Here is a 4,350-nt window from a genome sequence, read left to right on the forward strand (position 1 = left end):
CGTGCTGACGATGCCCCCGGTCTGGGATCCCGAGGGCACGGTGCTGATCACCGGAGGCACTGGCACCATCGGCGGGCTCATCGCCCGCCACCTGGTCGAAGACCGCGGTATGCGCCACATCGTCCTGGCAGGCCGACGGGGTGCCGAGGCACCCGGGGTCACCAAGCTGCTCGCCGAGCTGCAGGCCGCGGGCGCATCGGCCACCGTCGAGGTGTGTGACGCGGCCGACGCGGACGCGGTCGGCGCACTCGTCGCCGGTCTGGCCGCGGAGCGTCCGCTGACAGCCGTCGTGCACAGTGCCGCCGTCGTTGACGACAGTGTCCTGACCGCGCTGACGCCCGAGCGGCTCGACGCCGTGTTCCGCTCCAAGGTGGACGCGGCCGTCAACCTGCGCGAGGCGACCCGCGGACTCGACCTCGACGCCTTCGTCCTCTTCTCCGCGTTCGCCGGGATCCTGGGCAGCCCGGGGCAGGCGAACTACGCCGCGGCGAACACGTTCATCGATGCCTACGCGCACCGGCTCCGGAACGAGGGAGTCCCCGCCGTGTCGCTCGCGTGGGGTCTCTGGGCCGAGGCGAGCACCGTCACCAGCCAGCTCGACGAGGGCGACCTGGCCCGCTTCTCGCGCGGCGGTGTGGCGCCCATCAGCACGGAGCACGGCCTGGCCCTGTTTGATGCCGTCGGCGACGACGACCGGCCCTTGCTGGTGCCGGTCCGGTTGAAGCGCGAGGCGCTGCGCGGGCAGGCCGCCTCGGGGACTCTGCCCCCGCTGCTGAGCAGCCTGGTCCGCGGCACGCGACGCCAGGCCGCGAGCGGCTCCGCCGCCACCGACGGTCCGAGCCTCGCCGAGCGCCTGAGCAGGGTCCCGGCTGCGGACCACGAGCGGACGGTCGTGGAACTGGTCCGCGGCCAACTGGCCGTCGTCCTCGGCCACGGCTCGTCCGCCGCCATCGATCCCACCCGCGCGTTCAAGGACATGGGCATCGACTCCCTCACCGCCGTCGAGCTGCGCAACAGGCTGAATGCCGCGACGGGGCTCAGGCTCCCAGCCACCCTCGTCTTCGACTACCCGACCCCCGAGGCGCTCGCGAAGAACGTTCTGGCGAGCCTGGAACCGGGCGACGCTCCCGCCGACGAGGTCGGCCCCGGGCGGCTGAGCAATGCCGAGATCTGGCGCTCCATCACCGCCGTCCCCCTGGAGCGCATCCGCGAGGCGGGCATCCTCGGCACTCTGCTCCGGCTCGCCGAGGCGGAGACCGGGAACACCGGCTCCCGCACCGAGGACAGCCTGCAGCCAGGCTCCTCCTTCGCCGAGATGGAGGTCGACGACCTGGTCCGCGCCGCCCTTGGCGACACCGGCACGGATAACGACGACTCATCGACATCGTGAACGACACCGAAAAGGACTGAAGGCTGATGAGCACCACATCGTCCCAGCAGCAGGTCGTCGAGGCGCTGCGCGCGTCCCTGACGGAGAACGAGCGTCTGCGTCAGCAGAACCAGGAACTCGAAGCCGCGCCCCGGGAGCCGCTGGCGATCGTCAGCATGGCCTGCCGTTACCCGGGCGGGATCCAGACCCCCGAGGACCTCTGGAACGTGGTCCTCGAAGGCCGGGACACCATCGGCGGGCTCCCTGAGGACCGCGGCTGGGACCTCGCGGAGATATACGATCCGGACCCCGACGCCCAAGGCAAGACCTATGTGCGCGAGGGCGGCTTCCTCCAGGACGCCACCGACTTCGACGCCGAGGTCTTCGGCATCTCGCCGCATGAGGCCATGGCCATGGATCCGCAGCAGCGGGTGGTCCTGGAGGCGTCCTGGGAGCTGCTGGAGCGCGCGGGCATGGCGCCGGACTCCCTGCGCGGCAAGCCCGTGGGCGTCTACACGGGCGGTGTCACCACCGACTACGTGACCCAGCACTACGCCATGGGCGCGCCCCAGGTGCCCGCCAACGTCGAGGGCCACTTCAGCGTCGGCAGCTCCTCCAGCGCAATCTCCGGCCGGATCTCCTATGTGCTGGGCCTTGAGGGCCCGGCGGTGTCGGTGGACACGGCGTGCTCGTCGTCGCTGGTGGCGATGCATCTGGCGGAACAGGCCCTGCGCGCGGGCGAGTGCGATCTGGCCATCGCCGGTGGCACCTCCATCCTGTCCGGCCCCGGCACCCTTGTCGGGTTCAGCCGGGTGCGGGCCCTGGCCGCGGACGGCCGGTGCCGGGCGTTCGGCGCCTCGGCCGAGGGATTCGGCCTTGGCGAGGGTGTCGGCCTGGTGTTGTTGGAGCGGTTGTCGGATGCGCGGCGGTTGGGTCATGAGGTGTTGGCGGTGGTGCGGGGTTCGGCGGTGAATCAGGACGGTGCGAGTAATGGTCTGACGGCGCCGAATGGTCCGTCGCAGCAGCGGGTGATCCGTGCGGCGTTGGCGAGTGCGGGGCTTTCTGCGGGTGAGGTGGACGCGGTCGAGGCGCATGGGACCGGGACGCCGTTGGGTGATCCGATTGAGGCGCAGGCGTTGCAGGCGGTGTATGGGAAGGGGCGGGGTGAGGACCGTCCGTTGTGGTTGGGGTCGGTGAAGTCGAACATCGCGCACACCCAGGCGGCCGCAGGTGTGGCAGGCGTCATCAAGATGGTGCAGGCACTACGACACGGGGTGTTGCCCAAGACGTTGCACGTTGAGGAGCCCTCGGGGCAGATCGAGTGGGCCGGTGGCGGGGTGGAGTTGTTGGCGGAGGCGCGGGAGTGGCCGCAGGCGGACCGGCCGCGCCGGGCCGGGATCTCGTCGTTCGGCGTGAGCGGCACGAATGCGCACGTGATCGTGGAGCAGGCAGCCGAACCGGCGGAGCCGTCCGAGCCGTCCGAGTCCTCCGTGCAGGGCGAGGCGGTGGAGCGGTCCTCCGAGCAGGCCGGGCCCGACCCGGTGGTGCCGTGGGTGCTGTCGGCGCGGGGTGCGGCGGCCTTGCGTGGCCAGGCGGAGCGTCTGGCGGCGGCGGTGGCCTCGGATGAGGCGCTTGATCCGGTCGATGTGGGGTTTTCGCTGGCGACCACGCGGACGATGCTGGAGCATCGGGCGGTGGTGCTGGGGTCGGACCGGACGGAGCTGATTGAGGGCCTGGGGGCGCTGGCGTCGCAGGGACCGGGTCGGGGTGTGGTGCGGGGTGTGGCGCGTCGGGGTGTGCGGCCGGTGCTGGTGTTTCCGGGGCAGGGGTGGCAGTGGGTGGGGATGGCGGTGGAGTTGCTGTCCTCTGCGGTGTTTGCGGGGCGGATTGGGGAGTGTGAGCGGGCGCTGGCGCCTTTTGTGGATTGGTCTTTGGTTGGGGTGTTGCGGGGTGAGGGTGATGCGGTGGAGTTGTGGGAGCGGGTTGATGTGTTGCAGCCGGTGTTGTGGGCGGTGATGGTGTCGTTGGCTGAGGTGTGGTGTTCGGTGGGTGTGGTGCCTGGTGCGGTGGTGGGGCATTCGCAGGGGGAGATTGCGGCGGCGTGTGTGGCGGGTGGTCTGTCGTTGGAGGATGCGGCGCGGGTGGTTGCTCTGCGTAGTCAGGCGTTGGTGCGTATTTCGGGGTTGGGGGGCATGGTGTCGGTGTCGGCTCCGGTGGTGGAGGTGGAGGAGTTGATCGCGGCGTGGCCGGGGGCCTTGTCGGTGGCGGCGGTGAACGGGCCGAGTGCGACGGTGGTCTCGGGAGACGCGGACGCGCTGGACGCGTTCTTGGCTGTGTGTGAGGAGCGGGAGACGCGGGCGCGGCGGCTGCCGGTGTCCTACGCGGCCCACAGCCGTCATGTGGACGCCTTGGAAGAGGAGTTGCTGGAGGCGCTGGCGCCGGTGGCGCCGGTCTCCTCCAGGGTTCCGTTCTTCTCGACGGTTACCGGCGACTGGCTGGACACCGCGGATGTGGACGCCGCGTACTGGGCCCGGAACCTGCGCGAGCAGGTGAACTTCGAGGGGGCCACGCGTGCGCTGCTGGAGCAGGGATACGAGTGGTTCATCGAGGTCAGCGCCCACCCGGGCCTGGTCCACAGTGTGCTGGAGACGATCGAGGAACTGGCGCTCTCTGCGTCGGTGGTGGGGTCGCTGCGGCGTGATGAGGGCGGCTGGGACCGCTTCATGACGTCGGTGGCCGAGGCGTGGGTGCGCGGCGTCGAGGTGGACTGGGCGAAGGTGCTGCCGGGCGGGCGCCGGGTGGACCTGCCGACGTACGCCTTCCAGCGGCAGCGGTACTGGCTGGAGCTGGAGCGGACGTCGGGGAGCGACGCTGCCGCTGGCAGTGGTGGTGTGGAGGGTGAGTTTTGGGATGTGGTGGAGCGTGGGGATGTGGCGGGTGTGGCGGAGTTGGTGGGTGTTGAGGGTGGGGTTGGTTTGGAG

2 protein-coding genes are annotated in these 4,350 nt (G+C 70.7%); both read left to right on the forward strand.

Features of this window, described 5'->3' with window-relative positions; all coding sequences use genetic code 11:
- On the forward strand, positions 1 to 1,390 hold a 1,390-nt coding region (locus ACFVST_RS29215), incomplete at its 5' end, for a beta-ketoacyl reductase (RefSeq protein WP_390156614.1).
- A gap of 26 nt (positions 1,391 to 1,416) precedes the next feature.
- On the forward strand, positions 1,417 to 4,350 hold a 2,934-nt coding region (locus ACFVST_RS29220), incomplete at its 3' end, for a type I polyketide synthase (RefSeq protein ID WP_390156615.1).

Source organism: Streptomyces sp. NPDC058045, assembly GCF_042885635.1.
Classification (GTDB): domain Bacteria; phylum Actinomycetota; class Actinomycetes; order Streptomycetales; family Streptomycetaceae; genus Streptomyces.